Annotated in this window: 19 protein-coding genes; 8 read left to right on the plus strand and 11 right to left on the minus strand. The window is 72.4% G+C overall.

From position 1 onward, the window contains the following. The 4 genes from Tbon_RS05745 to Tbon_RS13785 all read right to left on the minus strand — a co-directional run bounded on the left by Tbon_RS05745 (position 1) and on the right by Tbon_RS13785 (position 3,997). A complete protein-coding gene (locus Tbon_RS05745) occupies positions 1-1,236 on the minus strand; it encodes a pyridoxal phosphate-dependent decarboxylase family protein (protein WP_158066738.1) in 1,236 nt (411 codons plus the stop codon). A 55-nt stretch (positions 1,237-1,291) separates the two neighbouring features. After that, positions 1,292-2,524 (minus strand): aspartate kinase, encoded by a 1,233-nt coding sequence (locus tag Tbon_RS05750; protein ID WP_158066739.1) that lies wholly within the window; start codon positions 2,522-2,524, stop codon positions 1,292-1,294. A gap of 211 nt (positions 2,525-2,735) precedes the next feature. Beyond that, positions 2,736-3,554 carry a MaoC family dehydratase gene (locus Tbon_RS05755; RefSeq protein ID WP_158066740.1) on the minus strand — a complete coding sequence of 273 codons (819 nt, stop codon included), beginning with the start codon at positions 3,552-3,554 and terminating at the stop codon, positions 2,736-2,738. After that, the gene (locus Tbon_RS13785) at positions 3,551-3,997 is read right to left on the minus strand and encodes a GNAT family N-acetyltransferase (protein WP_192498188.1); all 447 of its coding nucleotides are present in this window, start codon (positions 3,995-3,997) and stop codon (positions 3,551-3,553) included. Before Tbon_RS13785 ends, Tbon_RS05755 begins: the two co-directional genes overlap by 4 nt. Before the next feature lie 115 nt (positions 3,998-4,112). On the opposite strand from Tbon_RS13785, the gene Tbon_RS05765 reads away from it, so the two are divergent. Next, entirely contained in the window at positions 4,113-5,312 is a 1,200-nt protein-coding gene (locus Tbon_RS05765) for a cytochrome P450 (RefSeq protein ID WP_158066741.1), read from the plus strand. On the opposite strand, the gene Tbon_RS05770 is transcribed toward Tbon_RS05765, so the two are convergent. Next, positions 5,309-5,989, minus strand: coding sequence for a phosphoribosylanthranilate isomerase (locus Tbon_RS05770; RefSeq protein ID WP_158066742.1), 681 nt, complete (start codon positions 5,987-5,989; stop codon positions 5,309-5,311). The genes Tbon_RS05765 and Tbon_RS05770 overlap by 4 nt on opposite strands. After that, positions 5,986-6,711, minus strand: coding sequence for a gamma-glutamyl-gamma-aminobutyrate hydrolase family protein (locus Tbon_RS05775; protein WP_158066743.1), 726 nt, complete (start codon positions 6,709-6,711; stop codon positions 5,986-5,988). The genes Tbon_RS05770 and Tbon_RS05775 overlap by 4 nt, the downstream gene beginning before the upstream one ends. A 250-nt stretch (positions 6,712-6,961) precedes the next feature. On the opposite strand from Tbon_RS05775, the gene Tbon_RS05780 reads away from it, so the two are divergent. Continuing rightward, on the plus strand, positions 6,962-8,104 hold the full coding sequence (locus Tbon_RS05780; protein ID WP_192498189.1) for a pentapeptide repeat-containing protein: 1,143 nt from the start codon (positions 6,962-6,964) through the stop codon (positions 8,102-8,104). Here the strand turns inward: Tbon_RS05780 and Tbon_RS13790 are convergent. Together Tbon_RS13790 and Tbon_RS05790 are read right to left on the minus strand one after the other, a co-directional pair. Further along, positions 8,101-9,477: a vWA domain-containing protein gene (locus Tbon_RS13790; RefSeq protein WP_192498190.1), complete on the minus strand. Its 1,377-nt coding sequence runs from the start codon at positions 9,475-9,477 to the stop codon at positions 8,101-8,103. The two genes, Tbon_RS05780 and Tbon_RS13790, sit on opposite strands and share 4 nt — an antisense overlap. Beyond that, positions 9,470-10,786, minus strand: a complete 1,317-nt coding sequence (locus Tbon_RS05790) for an AAA family ATPase (protein ID WP_192498191.1) — start codon at positions 10,784-10,786, stop codon at positions 9,470-9,472. Before Tbon_RS05790 ends, Tbon_RS13790 begins: the two co-directional genes overlap by 8 nt. Before the next feature lie 158 nt (positions 10,787-10,944). Here Tbon_RS05790 and Tbon_RS05795 point away from each other — a divergent pair, with 158 nt between their 5' ends. The 3 genes from Tbon_RS05795 (at position 10,945) to Tbon_RS05805 (ending at position 14,406) form a co-directional block, all read left to right on the plus strand. Then, on the plus strand, positions 10,945-12,186 hold the full coding sequence (locus tag Tbon_RS05795; RefSeq protein ID WP_158066746.1) for an acyl-CoA dehydrogenase family protein: 1,242 nt from the start codon (positions 10,945-10,947) through the stop codon (positions 12,184-12,186). A gap of 162 nt (positions 12,187-12,348) precedes the next feature. Beyond that, complete coding sequence (locus Tbon_RS05800; RefSeq protein WP_225734718.1) at positions 12,349-13,119, plus strand: SIR2 family NAD-dependent protein deacylase; 771 nt, start codon at positions 12,349-12,351, stop codon at positions 13,117-13,119. A gap of 60 nt (positions 13,120-13,179) precedes the next feature. Further along, on the plus strand, positions 13,180-14,406 hold the full coding sequence (locus Tbon_RS05805) for a serine hydrolase domain-containing protein (RefSeq protein ID WP_158066747.1): 1,227 nt from the start codon (positions 13,180-13,182) through the stop codon (positions 14,404-14,406). Between the two features lie 3 nt (positions 14,407-14,409). On the opposite strand, the gene Tbon_RS05810 is transcribed toward Tbon_RS05805, so the two are convergent. After that, positions 14,410-18,048 carry a DUF4011 domain-containing protein gene (locus Tbon_RS05810; RefSeq protein WP_192498192.1) on the minus strand — a complete coding sequence of 1,213 codons (3,639 nt, stop codon included), beginning with the start codon at positions 18,046-18,048 and terminating at the stop codon, positions 14,410-14,412. Between the two features lie 145 nt (positions 18,049-18,193). On the opposite strand from Tbon_RS05810, the gene Tbon_RS05815 reads away from it, so the two are divergent. Continuing rightward, positions 18,194-19,489, plus strand: coding sequence for a ferredoxin reductase family protein (locus Tbon_RS05815; RefSeq protein WP_192498193.1), 1,296 nt, complete (start codon positions 18,194-18,196; stop codon positions 19,487-19,489). A gap of 126 nt (positions 19,490-19,615) precedes the next feature. Here the strand turns inward: Tbon_RS05815 and Tbon_RS05820 are convergent, their stop codons facing one another. Beyond that, positions 19,616-21,184, minus strand: a complete 1,569-nt coding sequence (locus Tbon_RS05820; RefSeq protein ID WP_158066750.1) for a phosphatase PAP2 family protein — start codon at positions 21,182-21,184, stop codon at positions 19,616-19,618. 115 nt (positions 21,185-21,299) lie between these two features. Further along, a complete protein-coding gene (locus Tbon_RS05825) occupies positions 21,300-21,932 on the minus strand; it encodes a TlpA family protein disulfide reductase (protein WP_158066751.1) in 633 nt (210 codons plus the stop codon). Positions 21,933-22,025: 93 nt separating this feature from the next. On the opposite strand from Tbon_RS05825, the gene Tbon_RS05830 reads away from it, so the two are divergent. Next, the gene (locus Tbon_RS05830; RefSeq protein WP_158068256.1) at positions 22,026-22,733 is read left to right on the plus strand and encodes a response regulator transcription factor; all 708 of its coding nucleotides are present in this window, start codon (positions 22,026-22,028) and stop codon (positions 22,731-22,733) included. A gap of 3 nt (positions 22,734-22,736) precedes the next feature. After that, a complete protein-coding gene (locus Tbon_RS05835; RefSeq protein ID WP_158066752.1) occupies positions 22,737-24,095 on the plus strand; it encodes a HAMP domain-containing sensor histidine kinase in 1,359 nt (452 codons plus the stop codon). The last annotated feature ends 55 nt before the right edge of the window (positions 24,096-24,150 follow it).

Below are 24,150 nucleotides of genomic sequence, written 5' to 3' on the forward strand. Positions count from 1 at the left end.
TCAGTTGTAGGCTGCCGGGCGTTCCAGGGCCGGGCCTGCTGCGGCGCGGGCCGCGGCGACGGCGCGGGCGGCTGCGGCGACGTACTCGTCGGCGTACCGCTCATGGATCGGCGTGGCCATGACGTGGATGCCGTCGGGCGAGGTGGTGCGGGCCGCGACCCAGCCCTCGCGGGCGAGGGCGGCGGCAACGCGGCCCATGCTGACCCCTTCGGCGGCCCAGGCGAAGGCGAAGAGCTGCGGCTCGCCGTGGATGCGGACGCCATCGATGGCGCGGAGCCCGGATTCGATGGCAGCGCGGGCGCGCATGCTCGCTCCGGCGAGTTCGCGGTAGCCTTCGCGGCCGAGGAACTGGAAGGCGGCCCACGCGGCGGCGATCGCCCCGCCGGGGCGCGTCCCGGTGAAGGTGAGGCTGGAGTAGGTTCCGCCGGGCCAGTCGCTGAAGGTGAAGCGGGCGAACTCGCGGTGGGCCTCGGTGCGGAAGAGGACGGTGGAGGCGGGCTTGGCCGCGAAGCCGGACTTGTGGAGGTCGGCCGAGACGGAGGTCACCCCCTCGACCTCGAAGGCGAAGGGCGGGACCGGGTAGCCGAGCTCGCGGACGAAGGGGCCGAGGATGCCGCCGACGCAGGCATCGACGTGGAGCCAGAGCCCGCGGGCGGCGGCGAGCTGGCCGAGTTCGGCGATGGGGTCGACCATGCCGAGAGCGTAGGAGGGAGCGGAGGCGTAGAGGCCGATGGTCTGGCCATCAATCGCGGTCGCCATGGCTGCCGGGTCGGCGCGGAAGTCCGGGCCGACGGGCACGCGGCGGACTTCGAGCCCGAGGTAGTGGGCGGCCTTATCCAGCGCGGGATGGGCGGAGTGCGGCGCGACGACGCCGGGGCGCTGGAGGCCGGGGCGGGTTGCGCGGGCCCACTCCCGCATGGCGGCGACGGCAAGGAAGATGCTCTCGGTGCCGCCGCTGGTGAAGATGCCGGGAGCGCCGGGGCCGCCGAGGAGGTCGGCGACCGTTTCGAGGACCTCAGATTCCATGCGGGCGAGGCTGGGGAAGACGCGGATGCCGAGGCCGTTCTCGACGAGGAACATCCCGAAGGCTTCGCGGAGGACGTGTTCGAGGTCGTCGGAGGCGTACCAGACGTAGGCGCCGTGGCGGCCGCGCCGCCAGTCGAGGTCGCCGGCGCGCATGGCCTCCATTTCGGCGGCGAGTTCGGGCCACGGGCGGCCGCGTTCGGGCATGGGCATGGGGCACCCCGGGCGGGAGGAGGTGGAGGGAGTCTAGCGGGCGCGGAGGCGGCCGTCAGGAGCCGGCGTCGTCGCCGGGCTTTTCGAGTTCGAAGGCGTCGTGGAGTGCGCGGACGGCGTCGTGGACGCGGTCGGCAGCGATGATGCAGGTGAGGCGGATTTCGCTGGTGGAGATGAGCTCGATGTTGATGCCGGCGTCGTAGAGGGCGCGGAACATGCGGGCGGCGTAGCCGGGGGCCGTCTGGATGCCGACACCGACGATGCTGACCTTGCCGAGGCTGGCGTTGCTGGACCATTCGGGGGCGCCGACGCGGGCGCAGATCTCGGGCATGAGCTGTTCGGCGCGGCGGAGGTCGGCCCGGGAGACGGTGAAGGAGAGGTCGGTGAGGTTATCTTCGGAGGCGTTCTGGACGATGGTGTCGACGCTGATGCCGGCTTCGGCGAGGGGTTCGAAGATGTTGGCGGCGATGCCGGGCCGGTCGGGCACGCGGCGGACGGTGATTTTTGCGACATCGAGGTCGTGAGCGATGCCGCGGACGCGGTTCCGTTCTTCCAATTCGGCCTCCCCTCGGATGAGCGTCCCCGGGGCCTCGACCATGCTGGAGGTGACGAGGATGGGGACGTTGTAGACGGATGCGAGCTCGACCGCGCGGTTGTGCATGACCTGTGCGCCCTGCGTGGCCATTTCGAGCATCTCTTCGTAGGCGATGTCCTTCAGCTTGCGGGCGGTTGGGACAATGCGGGGGTCGGCGGTGTAGATGCCCTCGACGTCCTTGCAGGTTTCGCAGAGGTCGGCGCCAAGGGCGATGGCGAGGGCGACGGCGGTGGTATCGCTGGCGCCGCGGCCGAGGGTGAAGATCTCCTGGTGCTCGTTGACGCCCCAGTAGCCGGCGACGACGGGGACGCGGCCGGCGGCGAGTTCGGCGCGGACGCGGTCGGCCTCGACGCGGGAGATGCGGCCCTGGTAGTGGCGGCCCTGGGCGATGATGCCGGCCTGCTGGCCGGTGAGGCCGACGGCCTCCTGGCCGAGCGCTTTGAGGGCCATGGCGAGGAGGGCGACGGAGACCTGCTCGCCGGTGGAGAGGAGCATGTCGAGCTCGCGCGGGTCGGGGTCGGGGGCGACCTGGAGGGCGAGGTCGATGAGGTCGTCGGTCGCGGAGCCCATGGCGGAGACGACGGCGACGACCTGGTCGCCCTGGCGGACACGGCGGATGATACGGCCGGCGACGTGGCGGATGCGCTCGGCATCGGCCACGGAGGTTCCGCCGTACTTCTGGACGACGAGCATACGGCTAAGGGTAGGGCGAACGGGGGATAGGATGAAGGAGGAAGGAGGGAGCCCCGCCCGGCCGCACCGGCCCCGCCGAGGGAGGAGGGAGGAGGGAGCCCCACGCCCGCCCCGGCCCCACCCCGAGGGAGCGGGGAGCGGGGAGCGGGGAGCGGGGAGCGGGGAGCGGGGAGCGGGGAGCCGGGGCCGGGAAGCGGGGAGCGGTTCGGCCTCAGGCGGGGCGGATGCGAAAGATGGTGGTGTGGCGGAGCCGCGCAACGGGCCGGCCGTCGGAGGCGAAGATGGCGCCATCAATGACGGCGACGTGGTGGCCGCGCTCGTCGCGGGCGTCCACGAACCGGCCGGCGACCACGAACGACTGGCCGGCGCGGGCCGGCGCGAGGTGCTGGACCCGGCTGCGCGTGTGGATGGACGGTCCGTAGCTGAAGGAGTGTTTCAGCAGCGGGGTCATCCGCGCGGCAAGCCAGGAGGGATGGGCCAGCGGGGCATCGCCGACCCAGCGGTCGTGGGCGTCACGCTGCTTTTCCAGCGCCCACGCGTGGGCCTCCTCCACGGAGAGCTCGACGGCCATGGGGTCGAGGTCGCGGCCGCGCGGGGCGGCGGCGAGGGTAAGTTCGGGGAGGTCGGCGCGGGGCGGGACCGGCTCGCGCCGCTCCGGCCAGGCGAGCTCGTCGAGCCAGGGCGCATCGCCGAGGCCGGCTTCGCCTTCGATGGCGGCAGCGCCATCGGCCTTCAGCATGCGGATGGCAACGATGCCGGGGGCAATCTCCTCAGCGGCCGCTTCGAGGTCGTCGCCGGGGTAGACGGGGCGGCGGAACCGGACATCGGCCCAGCCGGATTCGAGCCATGCGTCGCCGAGGAGGTCGAGGATGGGAGGGACGAGCCAGCCGCAGACGGTGACGCCGCCGACGAGGGGGCCGGCGAAGCCGTACTGGCGGGCGACCCCGGTGGAGTGGATGGGATTCGGGATATCGGGCCGGTCTTCGCCGTCGAGGAAGGCGGTGATGGGGCGCGATGCCCGGCGGTTCACGCCCGGGCCTGCCAGGCCATCTGGTAGTGAGTGTCGGTTTCGCCGACCTGGCGGAAGCCGAGCCGTTCGACGAGGGAGCGGGCGGGGTTCACCTTGAGGACCTGGAGGGTGACGGGGCGTTCGAGTTCGGCGGCACGGGCCTGGACGGCGCGGATGATGGCCGAACCGATGCCGTGCCGCTGCCAGCGCGGGGCCAGTTCGAGCGCGGCGATGTCGACGGAGTCGCCCTGTTCGTCGAGGTCGAGGAAGCCGGCGAGCTCGCCCTCGACTTCGATGGCGAGGCGGAGGTCGGGCCAGCTGCCGGCGAAGCGGTCCTGCTGCCAGGCGTCGTCCCAGGGGCCCCAGGTCTGGGTGACGTAGACCTCCATGGCCGCGCGGTGGATGGCGTAGAGGTCGGCCTCTTCGGCGGGCATGGCCGGGCGGATGACGAAACCGGAGGGCATGGCAGACTCCTCGGCCGGCGCGGGATGGGAGCGGGCGGCCTCCCGGCCATGGTAGCGGCTCCCGCCGGAGCCGGCGTGGGTGAAACCCCTGAGCAAACGGCGTAAGCTCCCGGACATGGAGCTCGACCTCGGCTGCGAGGCCTCCATCCGCGACCCGGCGGGGTACTTCGCCAGCGCCCGGGGAGGCGGCGATGTGCAGTGGAGCGACCGCCACCGCGCGTGGCTGCTGCTCTCGCATGCGGAGGTGGCCGGAGCGTTCCGCGACCACCAGCGCCTCTCGTCAGACCGGATGGATACGTTCGAGCGGGCAGCGCGGGGGCGTTCGGAGGCGTTCCACCGGGCGGTGGAAATGCTGCACGCCTGGCTGAACTTCCGCGACCCGCCGGCGCACACCCGGCTGCGGGAGCCGCTGGCCTCGGCGTTCACGCCGCGGGCCGTGAGCGGGCTGGAGGCGCGCATCCGGGCGATCGTGGCCGAGCGGCTGGATGCGCTGGCGGCGGCGCAGGGGCCGGTCGACCTCTCGGCGGAGTTCGCGCGGCCGCTGCCGGCGCTGGTCATCGCGGCGGTGCTGGGCGTCGAAGGCGAGGAGCGGGAGCGGTTCCAGGCGTGGTCGGACGACATCGCGAGCCTCGTGTTTTCGCTGCGGCCAGGTGCGGTGGAGGAGGAGCCGGTGGCCCGGGCGGCGCAGGAGTTCATTGCCTTCTTCGAGCGGCACATCGAACGGGAGCAGCGGGAGCCGGGCGATTCGCTCCTTTCGTACGTGGTGCAGGCCGAAGGGGACCGGCTCTCGGCGATCGAGCTGGTGGGGCTGTGCACGCTGCTGCTGTTCGGCGGGCACGAAACGACAACGACGCTGCTCATCAACACGCTGGCGACGCTGCTGGAGCGGCCCGACCTGCGGGCCTGGCTGCGGGAGCACCCGGGGGCGGACGAGACGGCGGTGGAGGAGTTCATGCGGGTGGGCGGCCCGGCGCGGACGATGCCGCGGAAGGTGCGGGAGGAGCACGAGCGCGGCGGGCTGCTGCTGCGGCCGGGACAGACGGTCTTCCTCTGCATTGCGGCGGCGAACCACGACCCCGCGGTCTCCGAGCGCCCGGGCGAGATTGACCTGCTGCGCGACCCGAACCCCCAGCTTGGGTTCGGGTGGGGGCTGCACTACTGCCTCGGGGCGAACCTCGCACGGCTGGAGGCGCGGATTGCCCTGCGGATGCTGCTCGATCGGTTCCCGGCGATGCGCCCGGCGGGCCCGATCCCGGCGGTGCGCGGCGGGGTGATGGGGTTCGGGCGGCGGCCGGTGCCGGCGCTCCTGCGCTAGCCCCGGACGGGCACCGGGGTCGCATGGGCGATAGCGGTGAACGCCCTGACGAGGTCGGGGTCGGTGGTGCCGTCGGGGCGCTCGACGCCGGTGTGGACATCGACGCCCCACGGGCGGACGCGGCGGATGGCGGCAGCGACGTTCTGCGGGGTGAGCCCGCCGGCGAGGATAACGGGCACATCGACGGTTTCGACGATGCGGGCGCTGATGGACCAGTCGTGGACGAGACCGGTGGCGCCGCGGCGGCCGGTGGCCGGGTCGAAGGTGTCGAGGATGAGCGCATCGGCGTAGCGGGCGCGTTCGCTGGCGAGGCCGATCGCTTCCGGGCCGGTGACGTTGACGGCAAGGATCACCTTGAGGCCGGGGAGCGCCGCGCGCATGCGCTGGATTTCAGCGGGTTCGGCCGGGGCGTGGAGCTGGACCTGGCTGACGCCCATCTCCCGGCACATCGGGACCACCTCGGCGGCGGTGACGCGGTAGGTGATGAGGACCGGCGTGATGGAGGGCGGCAGGGCCCGGATGATGGCCGCGGCGCCGGCTTCGTCGAGGCCGTTGTGGGGGCCCGTCGGGAGGCCGATGGTGAAGCCGATGGCATCGACGCCGGCCGCCTCGCAGGCGAGCGCATCGGCGAGGGTGGAGATGCCGGCGATCTGCACGCGCGGGCGGCGGAGGATCATCGGGCGGCGAACTCCCGGGCTGCGGCGGCGAAGGCGTCGAAGAGGGCGCGGGCCTGGTCGCGCATCGGCCCGGCGGGCCCGAGGGCGATATCTTCGGGGTGCCACTGGACGGCGAGGAGGAAGCGCTCGCCGGGGGCGTCGGGTTCGAGGGCTTCGATGACGCCGTCGTCGGCGCGGGCGGCGATGCGGAGGCCGCGCCCGATGCGGGCCGGGTCGGCCGCCTGGTGGTGGCGGGAGTTGACCTCGAACGGGCCGGGGCCGAGGAGGGCCCGGAGGGGACCGTCGGTTTCGACAGCGACGGTGTGCGCCGGGCGGTGCTTTTCGCCGGGCGGGGGCGCATCGGCGTGGTTCCCGTGGCCGACGAGGTCGGGGAGGTGCTGGATGAGACCGCCTCCGCGGGCGACATTCAGGAGCTGGAGGCCGCGGCAGATGGCGAGGAGGGGCATGCCGGCGGCGTCGGCGGCGGCGACGAGGTCGCGTTCGAGGGCGTCGCGCGCCGGCTCCGGGGGGTAGGCGGCGGGGTGGGGCGGCTCGCCGTAGCGGGCGGGGTCGATGTCGGTGCCGCCCGCGAGGACGAGCCCGGCAGCGTGCCGGACCGGCGGCAGCGGCCGGCCGGGGCGGACGACCTCGACAGCGAGGCCGGCGGCTTCGAGGGCGCGGACGTAGGTTTCGTCGCTCTTGCGTTCGGCGGCGCCCAGGGGGAGGAGGACGATGGGGGGCATGGGGAGAGTGTACGGGAGGAGGGAGGAGGGAGGAGGGAGGAGGGAGCCCCGCCCGGCCGCCAGACCCAGCCCCGAGGGAGGAGGGAGAAGGGAGGAGAGAGGAGACGGGAGGTTGGAGGGTGGAGCCGGGTGGCGGCCTTCATCCCTTATCCCTCCTCCCTCGGCGGGGAGGAAGGGAGAGGCGGGGCTCCCTCCTCCCCCTGGGGGGAGAGGGCCGAGGAGGGGCGGGCTCCTGTGGGATACTGGGGCTATGGGCCCGGGGAAGGACTACTACGCGGAGCTGGAGGTTTCGGCGACGGCGTCGTTTGAGGAGGTGCGGGCGGCGTACCGGCGGCTGGCGCGGGCGCACCACCCGGATGTGAACCCCTCGGCGCAGGCGGCGGAGCGGATGCGCCGGATTAACGAGGCGTGGGAGGTGCTGCGCGACCCCGTGCGCCGGGCCGAGTACGACCGGACGCGCCCGGCTGGCGCGGCGCGGGCCTTCGCGGGGTCGCGGGCCGGCCGGGGCGGGGCAGCCCCGGGGCAGGGGCGCCCCCGGGCGCGTCCGACGGGAGCAGCACGGCCGGCATCGCGGCCCCGCCCGGCTGAGCCGCCGCCGCAGGACCGGCCGCCGGAGCCGGGGGCAGCGCCGAAGGTTGACGGTTCGGTGGACTGGTACGAGTTCCTCGGGGTGCCGCCCGGGGCCTCGCGGGAGGCGATCCGGAAGGCGATCGCGAGCCTGGCCGACGAGTTGCTCGGGGGTGCCATCTCCGGCGAACGGCTGACCTGCCAGCGGCAGCGGCTGCGGGAGGCCTGGGCGATTCTCAGCGATGCGCGGCTGCGGGCGGCCTACGACCGGGCGCGGGCGGAGCACCTGGCCGCGGAGGGCGCGAACGGAAGCGGCCCCGCGGCACGCGACGACGGGCGGCGGATGCCGGCAGGCTATCGCACCGGGCCGGTCGCGGTCGGCGGGCTGGTGCTGGAGGCCGGGGCGAAGCTCGCCGGCGCCGACCTCCGGGGCGCCGACCTGCGGGGGCTCGACCTGGCCGGGGCAGACCTCTCGGGGGCGCAGCTCCAGGGGGCGAACCTGGAGGCGGCATCGCTCCGGCGGACGAACCTCCGCGGCGCGCGGCTCGACGGGGCCAACCTGCGCTGGGCCGACCTCTCGCACGCGGCCTGCGAGGGGGCGAGCTTCCGGCAGGCGGACCTGGGCGAGTCGGCGCTGGCGGGGACGGTATTCACGCGGGCAAGTCTTGCGGGGGCGGTGCTCGAAGGGGCGGTTGGGCCCGGCGTGAACTTCGAGTACGCCGACCTTGCGCGGGCCGATTTTACGGGTGCGCTGATCACGCCGGCGCTGATTGAGCGCGGGAAGCTGGCGGGCACGGTGCTGCCGGACGGGAGCGTGCGGGGTTAGCGGCGGGGGCGGAAGGTGACGGGGCCGGCGGGGGCAAGGCCGCCGGGGGCAGGGCGGCGCCGGGGGAACAGCTGCCGGCGGAGCCGGTGGAGGACTGCGGCGTACCGGCGGAGGAGCCGGCGGAGCGAGAACTGGAGCCCGAAGCCGGGCGCCCGCAGGAGCGGAGCCGGCGCGCGGTCGCCCTGGGCGGGCTGGCGCTCGGCCATCCGTTCGTAGGCGCGGAGGAGGGCGTTGCGCCGTTCGAGGCGGTCGCCGGGGCGCCGGCCGGCTTCGGCGGCTTCGGTATCGAGCGGGCCGAGGCGGCCATCCTGCTGGAGGAGCCAGCGCTCGCGGGTCAGCCCGGGCATGACGAGCCGGGTGGTATCGATCTCGGCGAAGGTGGTGCTCGCCTCGCGGATCTGTTCGAAGCCAGCGGCGTAGCTCTTCGCCATCGGCCCGCCCGAGAGGTGGATGGTGTGGAGGCGGATGCCGCGGGGGATGGAGGGCACGGCGTAGGACTCGCAGTCGGAGATGAGCAGCAGCTCGGTGGGCGACGTTTCGAAGGCGTCGCGGCCGCGGCCGACGCCGTCGAGGTCGGCAATATCGCCGACGGCGGCGGCGAGGGCGGCGCGGATATCCGTCGAGCCATCGGGGGTGACCTGGAGGATGCGGCGGGCGAGGGCGGGGAAGGCCGCGGGCTCGAGGCAGTCGGTGCGCGGGTGGACACGGTTCGCGAAGGTCCGGAAGAAGAGCTGGGCACGCTCTTCGCAGGCAGTGATGAGGTAGGCGAGGACGAGGGCCTTCGCGAAGAGGAGCTTGTTCGCCTCGCGCATGGAGTTGGAGACATCGAGCAGGACGTAGACCCGCTGGCGGCGTCGGCCGGCGGGCGGCGAGACGAGCACGCGCTCCTCGCGGATTTCGTCGTAATCCTCCTCGGCAGGGCCGGGGTCGACGTGGTAGAGGGCGTTGATATCGCCGGAGAGGAGGCGGAACTCGAAGATGGCCGGGTCGAGGTCGCGCATCAGCAGGTCGGGCATGGTGACCTGGGGGAGGTCTTCGATGTGGCGGAGGGGCTGGATGCGGGTATCCGGCTGGACGGGGTAGACGATGCGGTGTTTCTGTTCGCGCCGCTCAATGACCTGGTACTCCGGCCGGGCGGGCTGGACGAGGCGGCGGGTCGGCTCGGGGAGGTCGACGCCGGGGAGGGGCAGCCCTTCGCGGAGCGTGCGGGCGATATTGAGGATGCGGAGCCACTCGGGCGGGAGGGTATCGACGGTTTCGCCGACCAGGTCGAGGATGCCCCAGGAGCGGTAGAGGGCCTCGAGGTCGGCCTGGAGGGCGGCGGCCCGGGCAGCGGGGGAGGCGCCGGCGAGGTCGGGGACGGGGTCAGCCACCGGCGTACTCCTGGACTTCTTCGAGGATCTCCTCGCGGAGGGCGTTGACGCGCGGATTGGCGATGGTGCGGCCGCGGAGCGCTTCGAGGAAGGTTTCGGCGGTGACGTCGTGCCAGCTGCTCTTGCCGATGAGGGCGAGGACGAAGCGGATGAGGCCGCGGTGGGCGGGCTGGGCCTCGATGGGGATGCCGTGGAGGTAGAGGTGGAACGACTCGGCGATGGCGGTCAGTTCGCGGACGGTTTCGAGGTCGGCCTCGGTGTAGCCCTGCAGGGTGGAGTGGAGCGCCTCGGCGAAGATGTCCTGGCCGGGGTCGTGGAGGGCGCGGTCGTTGCCGGGGATGATGGTGAGGACGAAGCGGAGGGCGGCCAGGTCGGACTTTTCGACGTGGTCGCGGTGGTGGAGGAGCGCCGAGGCGTTGAGGACGTCGCGGCAGGCGGCCTTGGTGCGCGGCGAGACGTAGCCGTCGGTGGCCGGGCGGGCGCCGGGGGCGGCGGCCTGGTGCCGGGCGGCATGGCGTGCGACGTACGCATCGATGACTTCGTTCTTGAGGAAGAGGATGTCGTGAGCGGCCTCGATGCGGCGGTCGGGGTGGTCGCCGAGGACGATGGCGGCGAGTTCGCGGAGGGCGGCGAGCGGGATGCGGTGCTGCGGCGGCTGTGCGCGGCCGTGATGGCGCGCGTAGGCGAGGTCGATGAGGATGTCGTTGAGGGCATCGCCGGCCGGGTCGATCGAGGCTTTGAACATGAAGCGGTCGAGGATCGGCTCGGAGATGGCGGAGAACTTCAGGTGGTTGGTCATGGCGAGCGCGGTGTGGAGGCGGGCCTCCTCTTGCTGTTCGCCCTGCTGGAAGCGGCGCTCGTTGAGGATGCCGAGGATCGCCTCGAGGACGACGTCGTTCGCGTTCATGAACTCGTCGAGGTAGGCGAAGTCGGCGGTGACGAGGGAGTGGGCGGTGTTGTGCCAGAGGCGGCCTTCGTGGAACTGTTTGAGGTCGAGGCCCCCGAGGATGGTTTCGAGGCGGGTGCCCTGGCTGAACTGGGCCTTGAAGACGTCGCCTTCGAACTGGCTGAAGACGCTGTCGCCGTAGAGGGATTTGCCGGTGCCGGCGCGGGAGATGAGGAGCTGGTGGCGGCGGGTGAGGAGGGCGAGGGCCGTCTGCTGGAGGAGCTGGGTGCGGCCGGGGAGCGCTTCGGAGACGTGGAGGAGGGCGCCCTTGAGGGCTTCGATGGCGCGGGGCACGTCGAGCGGTTCGCCGTGGTAGACGTAGGGCCGCCCATCGGCGGGGGCGAGCAGGCTGACGTCGCGCATCGAACGGTTCACCCGGGGGCGGTTCGCCCTGCGGTGCATACGATACACCAGATAGGAAGCGTCTATCGTACGCGGCAGGCGTGCTGCGTGGCGCTGACAGCCGGATTCGATATGCTTCGGCTACTCTTTCGCTGAAAGCGAAGTATCCGGAGCAGCGCATGGACGCGTGGGAGCTTGAGCTCATCGAGAAGGTCCGCGGACTGGCGCGGGGGCCGTGGCAGGAGCGGGCGGCGGTATACGACCGGGAGGGCAGGTTCCCGCGGGAGAACATCGATGAGCTGCTGGAGCTGCGGGTGCCCTCGATGGCGCTCGCGCCGGAGCTGGGCGGGCTGGGCATCAGCGCCGAGGGGCAGATGCGGGTGATGGAGGAGGTGGCCTACGGCGACGGCTCGACAGCGGTTGCGCTGAACATGCACGTGCTGGTGGCGAGCTTCCTCGAGACGATGCCGCCGTTCGAACGGCGGAACCGGGTCCTGGCGGACATCGGGAAGAACGGCGCGCTCATCTGCGGTCCGGGGTCGATCCCGACCGGGCAGCTCGACAACCGGCAGGCCGGCTTCCGCTTCCGCGACGAGGGCGACTGCGTGGTGATGAACGGGCGCGCCGGCTTCGCGAGCATGAGCGACGGGGCGAAGTACGCGCTGATGGGCGGCCAGATGGAGAAGCCCGACGGGCAGGAGCCGGATATCGTCATTGCGATCCCGGAGCTGGCGACGCCGGGCATCCGGGTGCTGGGCAACTGGGACGCGATGGGCCTGCGGGGCACGGCAAGCCACGACATCGTGGCGGAAGAGGTGCGGCTGCCGAAGTCGGAGGTGCTGATCATCCCGGCGATGATGCTGCGGATGGTGCTGGAGGCGCAGGCGAAGGTGGTGAACGTGCAGACCCAGATGCGGGCGCGGGGTGCGCTCGGCATCCTCGCCATCTGGCTGGGGCTGGCGCAGGCGGCCTTCGACTTTACGGTGGCGTACGTGAAGGAGCGGCACGGCTACCTCGCCGGGCCGATGGCGGCCATCGGGGCGACGCAGCCGGGCTACCGGGCCGACCAGCCATGGGCGCAGTTCGCCATCGGGAATATGGACTACTGGCTGGAGACAGGGCGGACCGTGCTGTACGAGGCCGTGCGGCGGCTGGAGACGCCCTTCGAATCGCAGCAGGCGTTCACGCGCTACCTCGTGCGGACCGTCTACCACCTGCGGCGGATGAGCGAAGAGGTTTCGGCGGGGGCGATGCGGGTGTGCGGGGCGCACGCGTACGTCCGCGCCCGCCCGCTGGAGCGGATCTTCCGCGACATGGTGGGCGGGAACGTGATGGCATGGAAGACCGACGAGCTGCAGCACTCGCTCGGGCTGGCGGCGCTCGGGCGGGAGATCACGTTTGTGGGGCCGGCCGGCACCTGAACGGGCCGTTTTCCTCCGTCCTCGCCCCGCGCTGCCGGCCGGCCCCCGGCTGCCCAGCGCGGGGCGCACTGTTTCCGCGCGCCCGGGAGGCTGGGGCGGCGCGGATCCCCGCGATAGACTGGTGCCGGCTGCAGGACCGGCGGCCGCGAAGGAGGAGGACCAGTGGATACCGCGCTCGAGACGACCATCCAGCAGGTGGCCGGCTGGCTGCGCGACAGCCGTTCGACCGTGGTGCTGACGGGGGCCGGCATCAGCACCGAATCGGGCATCCCGGATTTCCGGGGCCCGAACGGGCTGTGGACGAAGAACCCCGGCGCAGAGAAGGCGGCGACGCTGCAGAACTACCTCGCCGACCGGGAGGTGCGCGTGCGGGCGTGGCGGAACCGGGTCGAGGGCGGGCTCTGGACCGACGCCGAGCCGAACGCGGGGCACCTCGCGCTGGCGGAGCTGGAGCGGAAGGGGAAGCTGGACCTGCTGATTACGCAGAACATCGACAGCCTCCACCTGAAGGCGGGGAACTCGATGGAGCGGATGGTGGAGATCCACGGGAACCTGCGCGAGTTCGTCTGCATGGGGTGCGGCGAGCGCGGGCCGATCGAGCGGGTGCTGGAGCGCGTCCGGGCCGGGGAGGATGACCCGCCCTGTCGGCGGTGCGGCGGCATCCTGAAATCGGCGACGATTTCGTTCGGGCAGAACCTCGTGGCCGAGGACTACGCGCGGTCGGAGCGGGCAGCGAGCCGGTGCGAGCTGTTTCTCGCGATCGGGACGTCGCTGACGGTGTACCCGGTGGCCTACCTGCCCGAGGTGGCGCTCCGGAACGGGGCGCGGCTCGTGATCATCAACGCGCAGGAGACTCCGTACGACGAACTGGCGCACGCGGTGATCCGGGAGCCGATTGGGCAGGTGCTGCCGCGGATCGTGGCTGCGGTCTAACCTTCGTTCGGCGAGGTCTGGTAGGCTTCGCCGGAAACGTTTTCTGCGGGGGTCTCCGCCATGGCCGTCCTCGAAACATCGTCGCCGACCGACCTCGGGCTCGACCCGGAACGGCTGGGCTACCTCGATGAGCACCTTCGCCGGTACGTCGACTCGGGGCGGCTGGCCGGGACGCTCGTCCTCGTGGCGCGCGGCGGAGAGGTCGGCCACCTCGCAGCGTACGGCATGGCGGACCGCGAGCGGAACGTGCCGATGCGGGAGGACACGCTCTTCCGCATCTATTCGATGACGAAGCCGCTCACCTCGGTGGCGCTGATGCAGCTGTACGAGCGGGGGCTGGTGCAGCTCGACGACCCGGTTGCGAAGTACATCCCGGAGTGGGCGAACCTGCGGGTCTATGTGATGGGCATGGGGCCGACGCTGGTGACGAAGCCGGCCAGCCGGCCGATGACGGTGCGCGACCTGCTGACCCACCAGAGCGGGCTGACCTACGGCTTCCTCGAGCGGACGAACGTGGATGCGATGTACCGGGAGCGGAAGATTGGGATGGCGGAGGTCAGCGGCACGCTCCGCGGGATGGTGGAGCAGCTGGCTGAGCTGCCGCTGGAGTTTTCGCCGGGCGAGCACTGGAACTACTCGGTTTCGACCGATGTCTGCGGCTACCTCGTGGAGGTGATCAGCGGGGAGCGGTTCGACCGGTACCTGGAGCGGCACATCCTCGCGCCGCTGGGCATGCGCGACACGGCGTTCTGGGTGCCGCCGGAGAAGCGGGAGCGGTTCGCGGCCTGCTACGGCCTGGGGGCGAAGGGGATCCGGCTGATCGACGACCCGGCGGAGAGCGCCTACCTGCGGGAGCCGACCTTCTTCTCGGGCGGGGGCGGCTTGGTCTCGACGATCGGCGACTACTTCCGCTTCTGCCAGGCACTGCTGAACGACGGCGAGCTCGACGGCGTGCGCATCATCGGGCGGAAGACGCTCGAGCTGATGACGCAGAATCACCTGCCGGACGGGAAGGACCTGGCGAGCCATGCGCTCGGGCGGTGGGCCGAGACCACGTTTGCCGGCATCGGGTTCGGGCTCGGCTTTTCGGTGACGCTCGACCCGGCAAAGGCGCAGATCTCGGGCACCCCGGGCGAATACTCGTGGGGCGGCGCGGCCAGCACCACGTTCTGGGTCGACCCGCTGGAGGACCTCATCGTCATCTTCATGACGCAGCTGATGCCCTCGAACGCGTACAACATCCGGCGGGAGCTGCGCGCGATCGTGTACTCGGCGCTGACGGAGTAGCGGTCAGGGGCGGAGCGCCGCGCGGTACGCCTCGAGGATGCGGGCGAGCTCGGTCTCGGGGTCGCGGAACCAGGCCGCGGCGAGGACGCGGTGGATGTTCCAGCCCATGCGGCGGAGGACGGCGGCGTTGCCGAGTTCGCGGTCGCGGCAGGCCGGCGCGCCCCAGTAGCCGGGGCCGTCGCAGAGGATGCCGAGGACGTACCGCTCGGGGTCGTCCGGGTGGGCGAGGGCGAGGTCGACGGTGTAGCCGCCGGCGCCGACGGCCGGGACGACGCGGAGGCCCTCGGCTTCGAGCCTGGCGCCCAGGGCCTGTTCGAAGGGGGCAGGCTGGCGCGGGGCGAAGCGGCCGCTGGTTTCGAGGGCGGGGAGGCCGCGTTCGGCGTAGTCGAGGTAGTCGCGGAGGCGGAGGGTGCCGGTCGCGCTCGTGCGGGCAGGGTCGATGTCGGCGGCGCGCAGGGAGGAGACGACAACCGTCTTCCAGCGGGCGCGGGTGATGGCGACGTTCAGCCGGCGCTCGCCCTTCTCCTGCCCGAGCGGGCCGAAGTTGAGGATGAGCCGGCCGTCTTCGTCGCGGCCGTAGCCGACGCTGAGAATCATGACGTCGGATTCGTCGCCCTGGACGGTTTCGAGGTTGCGGACGAGACCGCCTTCATCGACCCAGCGGCGGATGACGGGGTCGACGGCGGCTGCAATCTCGACCTGGCGGAGGATCTCCTGCTGCTGGGCGATCGACATGGAGGTGATGGAGACCTGGCGGGTGAAGTTCGAGGCCTCGAGTTCGCGGCGGAGGAGGGCGACGCAGCGGGCCGCCTCGGCGGGGTTGGCGCGCGTGCCGCCGCGGCCGTAGGCGCCGTCGGCCACGTATTCGAAGTGGACGCCGGATTCGGGGCGGACGCCCCAGGCGTCGGGGTAGGCGATGAGGCGGCCGTCATAGAAGTGAACGTTGGAGAAGGCGATGAGGGTCTCATCGCGGCTGCGGTAGTGGGCGCGGAGCATGGTGGACGGAAGCACGGGTGCGGCTTCATCGAGGATGCTTTCGAAGCCGACGTCGTCGTCCTCGCCGGGGCCGTTCTCGGCCTCGAGGTCGCGGGTGAAGAAGCTGGTCGGGGGCATCTGCTTCGAGTCGCCGACGACGATCGCCTGGGGCGCGAGGGAGAGGGCGACGGCCATGTCGGCGGTGGGGACCATGGATGCTTCGTCGACGATGACGCAGTCGAAGCGGTAGGTGGCGTCGTCGCTTTCGTGGCAGAGGTACTGTGCGGCGGCGAGCGGGCTCATGAGGAGGCAGGGTTTGAGGGCCTGGACCGCCTGGCGGGTGCGGGCCAGCATGACGCGGAGGGCCGGGCGGCGCTTCGCCCGGTGGTACTTCGCGAGCTGGTGCATGGCGACAGAAGGCGTTCGGGTGAGCCGCCTCCGTGAGGTCCGGAGGCGGGCGAGGAGGTCCTGGCGCGCGGCGCCGATGAGCTCCTGGTCGAGGCGGGCAAGGGCGTCGACGAGGCGCTGGTGTTCGCCGGGAGTGAGGACAGGCGCGGCCTCGATGGCGGACTGCGCCCAGGCGGCGAGGACGGAGGCGCGGACGATCGGCTCGAGGCGGCCCCGGGCGGAGGGGTCGCGGAGGAGGGCGACCACGGGGCCGCGCATGCCGCGCGCTTCGAGGTCGGCGAGGGCGCGGGCCGCCTCGTCGAGGGCAGGCCAGGACGCAAGGCCGGGGAGGAGGGCCTCGGCCCAGGCGGCGGCCTGCTCGAGCGGGCCGCCGAGGGGGTGTTCGCTGCCGAAGCAGGGGGCGAGGAGCGCCACATCTTCGCCGTAGCGGACGGCGAGGCTGCGGAGGTCGGCGGCCCGGCGGGCGGCATCGCCGGGGTCGCGGCAGCCGGCTTCCCGGGCCCGGGCAGCGGCGGAGCGGGCGCGGTAGAACCCGGGAGCGAGGAAGCGGAGGACGGACGCGGAGCGGCGACGGAGCTCTTCGAAGGCGTCGAAGTGGCCGGCGGCGGCGGCGAGGTCGGCCGGGGTCATGGCGCCGGGCGCCGGGTGCGGGGGCTCGATTGCGCCGTCGAGCGCGGCGGCAGCGGCGGCCGGGGCAGCGGCCACCCGTTCGAGGGCGGCGCGGACGGCGGCCGGGAGGGCGCCGCCGGGGCCGCGGAAGGCGGACCATGGCCCGGCGAGCGCTTCGACGGCCGGGGCCGGGAGGGCATCGAGGCGGGCGCAGGCGGCCGCGACGTCGTCGAGCCAGAAGCGGTCGCAGTCGGCGAGCGGCGGGAGGCCGGCGAGTTCGCGGCGGTCGGCGCGGGTTGCCTCCGCGTGACCGATGAGGTCGTAGGCGGTCGTCCAGCCGCCCTGCCCGAGGGGCGCGGACATGGCCCGGGCATGGGTGTTGAGCCGGTCGCGGATGTCGCGGGCGCGGGCGGCGATATCGCCCGGCGGCGCCGCCGGCGGCGGGCCGGCGTCGAGGGTGTCCATGATCGCTTTGATGACGGCCGCCTTGGTATCGGCGCGGGCCCCGGCGCCGGCGTTGATGGCAAGGTGGAGGCAGGCTTCACCGAGGCCGGCTTTCTGGAGGTTCTCGAGGACGACTTCGCGGGCGACGCGCTTCTCGGCGACGAAGAGGACGGTTTTCCCGGCCGCGAGCAGCTCGGCGACGATGTTCGTAATGGTCTGGGACTTGCCGGTGCCGGGCGGCCCTTCGATGACGAAGCTCCGGCCGGCGGCGGCCATTGCGACGGCTTCGAGCTGGAAGGCGTCGGCATCGATGACGACGTGGAGGGCGCCGGGGGCGATCCGCTCGTCGAGGGGCGGGCGGGGCGCGTCGGCGTCGGCATCGTCGCCACCGGCCGCGATGCCCTCGGACGGGAGGGTTTCGCCGATCAGGCGGGCAACGACCGGGTTGGCGGCGAGGCGGGCGGCGGCGCGGTCGAGCTCTTCGACCATGGCCAGCTTGGCGAAGGCGAAGACGTCGACGACAGGGCCGTCGGCTTCGACGGACCAGCCGTCCTGCGCGGCGACAGCGCTGCGGACAGCGGCGAGGTAGCCCTCGATGCCGTCGAAGGCGGGCTGGCCCTCCTCGTCTTCGAAGGCCGGCAGGCGGATGCCGTACTGGGCGCGGAGGACGTAGGCGAGGGAGGGGTTGACCTCGGGCGCGTCGTCGTCGGCCGGGGAGAGGCGGATGACCCGGGCGGCGCGGTCGAGGGCGAGGTCGACCGGCACGAGGATGAGCGGGGACCGGAGGCGGTGGCGGTCGCGGTCGACCCATTCGAGCCAGCCGAGGGCGAGGAAGAGGACGCGGATGCCCTGCTCGCGGTCGGCGGTGCGGGCGCGGTCGATGAGCCGGCGGGCGGCGTCGAAGGCGGCGCGGGCGCGCTCGTCGTCGGCGGGGATGGGGGCATCGGGGGCGAAATCGCGGGCGGCGAATTCGTCGGCGGCCTCATCGGCGATGAAGGTCTGCCAGAGCTCGGCCGGGGTGCGGGGGAGGAGGAGGGTGGAGCGGGCGGGGCGGAAGTTGATGCCGCGGTTGCGGCGGGTGACATCGAGGAGCTGCTGTTTCCAGCGTTCGATGCGCTGGCGGAGGCGGTCGCTCACGGGCGGGGGCTGCGGCTGCCGGGCTGCTTCGCCGCGGAAGCCGAAGTTCACGACCGGTTCACTGCCCACGGGGGGATTATAGGCGAGGCTGCCGGGACGGCCGGGCGGACGCGAGATGGGGGCCGCCCGGGCGGGACGGGCAGCGGCGGCGCCGTGTAGGCTGCAGCGGAGAACCGGATTGGGGAAGTCTAAGACACGTTCCCGGTCGGCAGGTATGGCATGGCTGGCGGCGTACGCCCTCTTCATCGGGGCGATGCCGTTCATCGCGGCGGTGGACCACGACCGGCGCGGGCGGGAGTTCCTGCTCGAGTTTTCGGTGGCGCTGGGATTCATCGGGCTGGCTATGCTGTGGCTGCAGTTCGCCCTGACGGCGCGGTTCCGCTGGGTCGCGCCGGGGTCGGGGCTCGACACGCTGATGCAGGTTCACCGGCAGGCGGGAATTTCGGCGTTTGCGCTGGTGCTCGCCCACCCGGTGCTGGCAATTGCAGCGAACGACCGGTTCGTCCACTTTCTCAACCCGGGCCACGGCGTCGCGCGGGCGGTGGCGCTCTGGGTGATGCTCATCGCGCTCGTCGCGATCCTCGGGAGCAGCCTCTGGCGGAAGAAGCTCGGCCTCCGGTACGAATGGTGGCGGCTGGCGCACGCGGTGCTGGCGACGGGCATCGTCTTCATCGGGCTCGTCCACGTGCTGCGGGTCGGGTTTTACATCGATGACCCGTGGAAGCAGGCGCTCTGGAGCGGGCTCACCGCCGCGGCCATCGGACTCCTCGGCTACACGCGGGTGGTGCGGCCGCTGCGGATGTGGCGGAAACCGTACCGGGTGACGGAGGTCCGGCGGGAGCCGGGCAGCTCGTGGACCGTGGTCCTTGAGCCGGTCGGCCACCCGGGGATGCGGTTCGCGCCGGGGCAGTTCGCGTGGGTGACGATCCGCGCGAGCCCGTTTTCGCTGGAGCAGCACCCGTTCTCGTTCGCTTCGAGCGCGGAGGCAGCCGGGCGGCTGGAGTTCACCATCAAGGAGCTCGGAGACTGGACGGCGAAGGTGGGGCAGGTGCCGGTGGGGACGACGGCGTACCTGGACGGGCCGTACGGGGCGTTCACCGTATCCGAGACGGCGGAGCGGATCGTGGGGATCGCCGGGGGCGTGGGGATTACGCCGATCATGAGCATCCTGCGGACGTGGCGGGACCGGGGCGACCGGCGCCCGGCGGCGCTGCTGTATGCCGCGGGCACGCTCGAGGGGATGGTCTACCGGGAGGAGCTGGAGGCGATGGCGCGGGAGCGGGGCCTGGAGCTGACGCTGCTGCCGCGGGAGGCTCCGCCGGGCTGGACCGGCCCGGCGGGCCTGCCGGACGAGGGGCTGATCCGCGGGCTGGTCGAACGGCAAGGGACGCAGGGGACGCAGTACCTGGTCTGCGGCCCGCCGCCGCTGATGGACCTGGCAGAGCGGACGCTGCTCGCCGCCGGGGTGCCGGCCAGTGCGATCCGGGCGGAACGATTCGATATCGCGTAAGGGCAGCGGTGCCCGGGAGGGATGCAGATGCCGCACTACCTCAGGATGAGACGGCTGGTCATCGGGCTGACGGTGCTGCTGGTGGCCGTCGCGGCGGCCTTCGGCTGGTGGCGTTCGGAAGACGACTCAGGACGGGGGCGCGGGCCGGGTCCGCGGGCGGGCTTCGAACTCTCCCGCGAGGCCGCGGCGCTCCTGCCACCAGAGCAGGACAGCGATGAGGAACGCCCCGGCGGTGTCGCTCACGAGGTCGTTGAGGGTGTCCCAGCGGCCCTGGCTGCGGGTGGTGTGGAAGACGACATCGCCGAGGTATTCGTACACCTCCCAGCCGATGCCGGCCGCGACACCGATGGCGACGGCGAGGAGGAAGCGGTCGCGCGGGGGGCGGGTTGAGCCGGTGCGGCGGGCGGCGGCGCGCAGCACTTCCCAGGCGGCGGCCGTGACGGCTGCCGTGCCCATGGCGTGCGTGAGCTTGTCGTACTCGTCGATGCGGGCGTAGAGGTCGCCGTCGGTGCCGAGGACGTCGGCCCAGCTGCAGGCGATGGCGATGCCGTGGGTGAGCCAGGAGAGGCCGCCCTCGCGGGCGAGGAACGCCTCGGCGGCGAGCAGCAGGAGGAGCGTGGCGCCGACCTGGAAGAAGAGGTAGCCCCAGAAGTCCGTGAAGCCGGGGTTGATGAGCTGGCCGGCGCCGAGGTAGAGGAAGAGGCCGCCGAGCGCGACCGTGCTGACCCGGCCGCGGGGGCTGGCGGCGGCGGCCGGGATGCGCGGCAGGGCGGCCAGGCCTTCGCGCAGGAAGTCGGTGATGGCCGCGCGGTGGAGCAGGATGATGGCGGGGCCGATGGTCACGGCCACGCCGGCGACACCGTCGAACCAGTAGTGGTTGCCGGTGACCATGACGACGAGCAGCATGCCGAGCCCGGGGCCGAACATGACCGCGGCCCGCCGCCAGCCGCGCAGGGGGCGGGCGAAAACCCAGCCGGTGAGCGCGAGCCACCCGACGTGGAGGCTGGGGATGGCGGCGTACTCGTTGGCGAACCTGTGGGCATTGCCGGCGGCGACGACCGTATCTTCGATGCCGAGCCCGGGCACGAGCCGCGGCGGGGCGACCGGGTACCACGCGATCAGGATGATGGCGAGGACCGTGGAGATGCCGAGCGCGTTCCGGAAGAGGCGGTAGCGGGGCGGGTCGGCGACGACGAGCCAGAGGAGGGCGCTGATAACGACGGCGAGGAACGCGTGGGAGTAGAGGAGGTTCCAGGCGGCGGTGACGGGGCCCGGGCCGGCAAGGAGCTGCTGGAGTTCGCGCTCACGGAAGAGGCCGAAGGCGGCCTCGAGGTCGACGATGCGCCGGGCGTTGCGGATGGCCGGTTCGGGCTCGGAGACGACCTGGAAGCGGGCTGCTTCGTAGGCAAGGAAGCCGGCCAGGACGATGGCGGTTTCGCGGGCGAAGGCGCCGGGGGCGATGCGCCGGCCGCGGCGGGCATGGAGGACGCCCACCCCGGCGATGGCGAGGGGGATGGCCGGGTGGCCGACCTGGACGAACGCCCCTGCGGCCCCGGCAGCAGCGAGCCCGGCGGCGGCCGGCCCGCCCACGCGGCGCCAGGCCCCCGCGGCGACAATGAGCGCGGCGAGCGTCACCGCTCCCTCGAGCGGGTGCGAGGGCAGGTGGAAGGCGAACGCATCGAGCAGTCCGCGCATGGCCCCTCCGCACCGGGCTGCCGACGGGCGCAGGGCCCGGCTGCCTTTACCTTAACCGATTGTTCACAAGCTGTGGTGGCCGGTATGGACGAACGGCGGCGGCAGGAACCGCCCGTCAGCGATTGTAGGAAAGGCCGGCCCGGGCGAGGAACGCCGGCAGGTCCTCTTCGCGCAGTTCGCCGGCGCGCATGGCGAGGAGGGTGCCATCGGCGCCGATGAGGAAGGTGGTCGGCATGCCGGGGATGCGGTAGTGGCTGGCCACCGATCCGTCGGCGTCGAGGAGGGCGGGGTAGTCGGCGCCGAGCTGCTGGAGGATGCCCACGGCCTTCTCCGGGGGTTCGAGGTAGTCGATGCCGAGGACTTCGAGCTGGCCGGCGAGGGCTGCGCGGGCGGCGACGAACGCGGGGATTTCGCGCTTGCAGGGGTCGCACCAGCTGGCATACCAGTTGAGGAGGACGACCTTGCCGCGGAAGTCGGAAAGGCGGCGGATGGTGGCGGTGTCGCGGGCATCGACGAGGGCGAAGTCGGGCGCCGGCCTGCCGATTTCGGGCCGGTCGGGAACGAGCGGGCCGGTGTTCGGGTAGACGGACGGCAGGACCGGGCCTGCGGGCGTTCCGGCATCGCCTTCGGAGCCGGCGAAGACGAAGAAGTAGAGGGCAGCGCCGACGGCGACGGCGATGGCGAGCCCGAGGGCGGCGTAGCCGGCGCGCTGGCGGGCGGGCGAAGGTGCGGCGGTCGATTCTGCCATGGTGATCTGAGTGTACCCCCCGGGAGTCCGAAGCCGCCGGTTCTTCTTCCGTTCCCTTTCCGTTAACAGGACGGCGTACGATTGAAGTACGCAATGGTTGCCGCGAGCGAACGCCACCCGAAGGTGCTGGTCGTCGAAGACGAGGAGTCGCTGCTGTTCACCCTCGCCCACAATTTGAAGCGCGAAGGGTACCAGGTGCTGACCGCGGCGCGCGGCGACGACGGCCTGCGGCTGGCGCGTGAGAAGCAGCCGGACCTGATCGTGCTGGACGTGATGCTGCCGGGGATCGACGGCATCCAGGTGTGCCGGATGCTGCGGCGGGATTCGGACGTGCCGATCATCATGCTCACGGCGCTGGGCGGCGAAGGCGACCGGGTCGCCGGGCTCGATACGGGCGCGGACGACTACATGGCGAAGCCGTTCGGCATGCGGGAGCTGATGGCGCGGGTGCGGGCCCTGCTCCGGCGCTCGGGGCCGCGGGCCCAGCCGGACCTGGGGCCGAGCGTCATCGTCTCGGGCGACCTTGCGCTCGACCGCGAGCGGCGGGAGGTGACGCGCAACGGGCGCGTCCTGCGGATGAAACCGAAAGAGTTCGAACTCCTGCTATTCTTCGCGCAGCACCCGGGAAAGGTGTTCACGCGGGAGCAGATCCTCGATGAAGTGTGGGGCTACGACTTCTACGGCGGGCCGCGGACGGTGGACGTCCACGTGCGCTGGCTGCGCCAGAAGATCGAGGATGACCCGGCGAACCCGGCCCGGCTGCGCACCATCCGGGGGAGCGGCTACCTCTTCGAAGGCTAGGCCATGAGCCGGGACCTGGCGGCCCGGGGGGCGGCGATTGCGCTCGTCGCGGCGGTGGTCGGTTTCCTCCTCGGGCTGATCAGCGACGGCCCGGGCTGGCGCGAAGTTGCCGCTTTTGCGCTGACGGCAGCAGCCGGTGCGGCGGCCGGGTACGTGGCGTTCTGGCGGCCGTCGCGGGCGGTGCGGACGGTGGTCGAGGCGGCGGAGCGGATCGCGGAAGGCGAGCTGGCCCAGCGGGTGCCGGATGAGCCGGGGCCGGCGGGCGACCTGACCCGGGCCTTTAATGTGATGGCCGGCAGGGTGGCGACGCTCTTCGAAAGCGTGGCGTTCGAGCATGCGCGGCTGGAGGCCGTCTTCGATGCGTCGTCGGACCCGATGGCGGCGCTGAGCGCCGACACCACGGTGCGGTTCCTGAACCCGGCGGCGGCGCAGCTCTTCGGCACGTCGATGGCGGACGCCATCGGCCGGCGGCTGATTGAAGTGGCGCGGGACTACGAACTGGAGGCGCTTGTCGAGCGGGCCGCGGCCGAGGGCCGGGGGCAGACGGCGATCACCCGCTTCGGGCCGCGGCGGGTCCCGCTCCGGGCGGCGGCCCTGCCGATCCGCGAAGGCGGCGACTGGGCGGTCCTCCTCATCCTCACCGACCTGACGGAGGTGCAGCGGCTGGACCAGGTGCGGCGCGACTTCGTGAGCAATGTGTCGCACGAGCTGCGGACGCCGCTGGCCTCCATCCGGGCGATGGTCGAGACGCTGGCCGACGGGGTGGAGCCCGAGGAGGCGCCGGAGTTTTACGCACGCATCCTCCGGCAGGTGGACCGGCTGACGACGCTGGTGAACGAGCTGCTCGACCTGTCGCGGATCGAATCGGGCGCGCTGCAGCTGAAACCGGAGCCGGTTTCGGTTGGGGAAGTGCTGGCCGAGGCCGCGAGCCTGCTCCAGACCCGGGCCGAGGCGGGCGATGTGACGATCATCGTCGAGGGGACGGACCTGGAGGTGGAGGCCGACCGGGCAGCGCTCCTGCGGGTGGCGACCAACCTGCTGGATAACGCCGTGAAGTGGTCGCCGCCGGGCGGGCGGGTGTGGGCCCGCGCAGCAGACGAAGGGGAGCTGGTCGCGATTTCGGTGAAGGACGAGGGCCCGGGCATCCCGGAGCAGGACCTGCCGCGGGTCTTCGAGCGCTTCTTCAAGTCGGATGCGTCGCGGGCGAACGCGGGGGTGGGGCTGGGGCTGGCGATTGTGAAGCACCTGGTGCGGGCGCACGGCGGGACCGCCACGGTGGAGAGCAAGCCGGGGCACGGGGCGCTCTTTACGGTGCGGCTGCCGAAGCGGTTCATCGGGCGGCGGCGCGACACCGCGGGCTGAGCGGAGGGAACATTCCGGGCCTCCCGGGCGTCACCATCAGCAGGAGCAGCAAATG

The sequence above is a fragment of the Tepidiforma bonchosmolovskayae genome (assembly GCF_008838325.1).
Classification (GTDB): Bacteria; Chloroflexota; Dehalococcoidia; order Tepidiformales; family Tepidiformaceae; genus Tepidiforma; species Tepidiforma bonchosmolovskayae.

Excerpts from the sequence above, each read along its gene's own strand:
- Tbon_RS05825 (WP_158066751.1), bottom strand. The coding sequence starts at position 21,932 with ATGGCAGAATCGACCGCCGCACCTTCGCCCGCCCGCCAGCGCGCCGGC.
- Tbon_RS05805 (WP_158066747.1), top strand. The coding sequence starts at position 13,180 with ATGGCCGTCCTCGAAACATCGTCGCCGACCGACCTCGGGCTCGACCCG.
- Tbon_RS05770 (WP_158066742.1), bottom strand. The coding sequence starts at position 5,989 with ATGATCCTCCGCCGCCCGCGCGTGCAGATCGCCGGCATCTCCACCCTC.
- Tbon_RS05835 (WP_158066752.1), top strand. The coding sequence starts at position 22,737 with ATGAGCCGGGACCTGGCGGCCCGGGGGGCGGCGATTGCGCTCGTCGCG.
- Tbon_RS05830 (WP_158068256.1), top strand. The coding sequence starts at position 22,026 with ATGGTTGCCGCGAGCGAACGCCACCCGAAGGTGCTGGTCGTCGAAGAC.
- Tbon_RS05815 (WP_192498193.1), top strand. The coding sequence starts at position 18,194 with ATGGCATGGCTGGCGGCGTACGCCCTCTTCATCGGGGCGATGCCGTTC.
- Tbon_RS05745 (WP_158066738.1), bottom strand. The coding sequence starts at position 1,236 with ATGCCCATGCCCGAACGCGGCCGCCCGTGGCCCGAACTCGCCGCCGAA.
- Tbon_RS13785 (WP_192498188.1), bottom strand. The coding sequence starts at position 3,997 with ATGCCCTCCGGTTTCGTCATCCGCCCGGCCATGCCCGCCGAAGAGGCC.
- Tbon_RS05750 (WP_158066739.1), bottom strand. The coding sequence starts at position 2,524 with ATGCTCGTCGTCCAGAAGTACGGCGGAACCTCCGTGGCCGATGCCGAG.
- Tbon_RS05775 (WP_158066743.1), bottom strand. The coding sequence starts at position 6,711 with ATGCCCCCCATCGTCCTCCTCCCCCTGGGCGCCGCCGAACGCAAGAGC.
- Tbon_RS05820 (WP_158066750.1), bottom strand. The coding sequence starts at position 21,184 with ATGCGCGGACTGCTCGATGCGTTCGCCTTCCACCTGCCCTCGCACCCG.
- Tbon_RS05780 (WP_192498189.1), top strand. The coding sequence starts at position 6,962 with ATGGGCCCGGGGAAGGACTACTACGCGGAGCTGGAGGTTTCGGCGACG.
- Tbon_RS05790 (WP_192498191.1), bottom strand. The coding sequence starts at position 10,786 with ATGCGCGACGTCAGCCTGCTCGCCCCCGCCGATGGGCGGCCCTACGTC.
- Tbon_RS05795 (WP_158066746.1), top strand. The coding sequence starts at position 10,945 with ATGGACGCGTGGGAGCTTGAGCTCATCGAGAAGGTCCGCGGACTGGCG.
- Tbon_RS05765 (WP_158066741.1), top strand. The coding sequence starts at position 4,113 with ATGGAGCTCGACCTCGGCTGCGAGGCCTCCATCCGCGACCCGGCGGGG.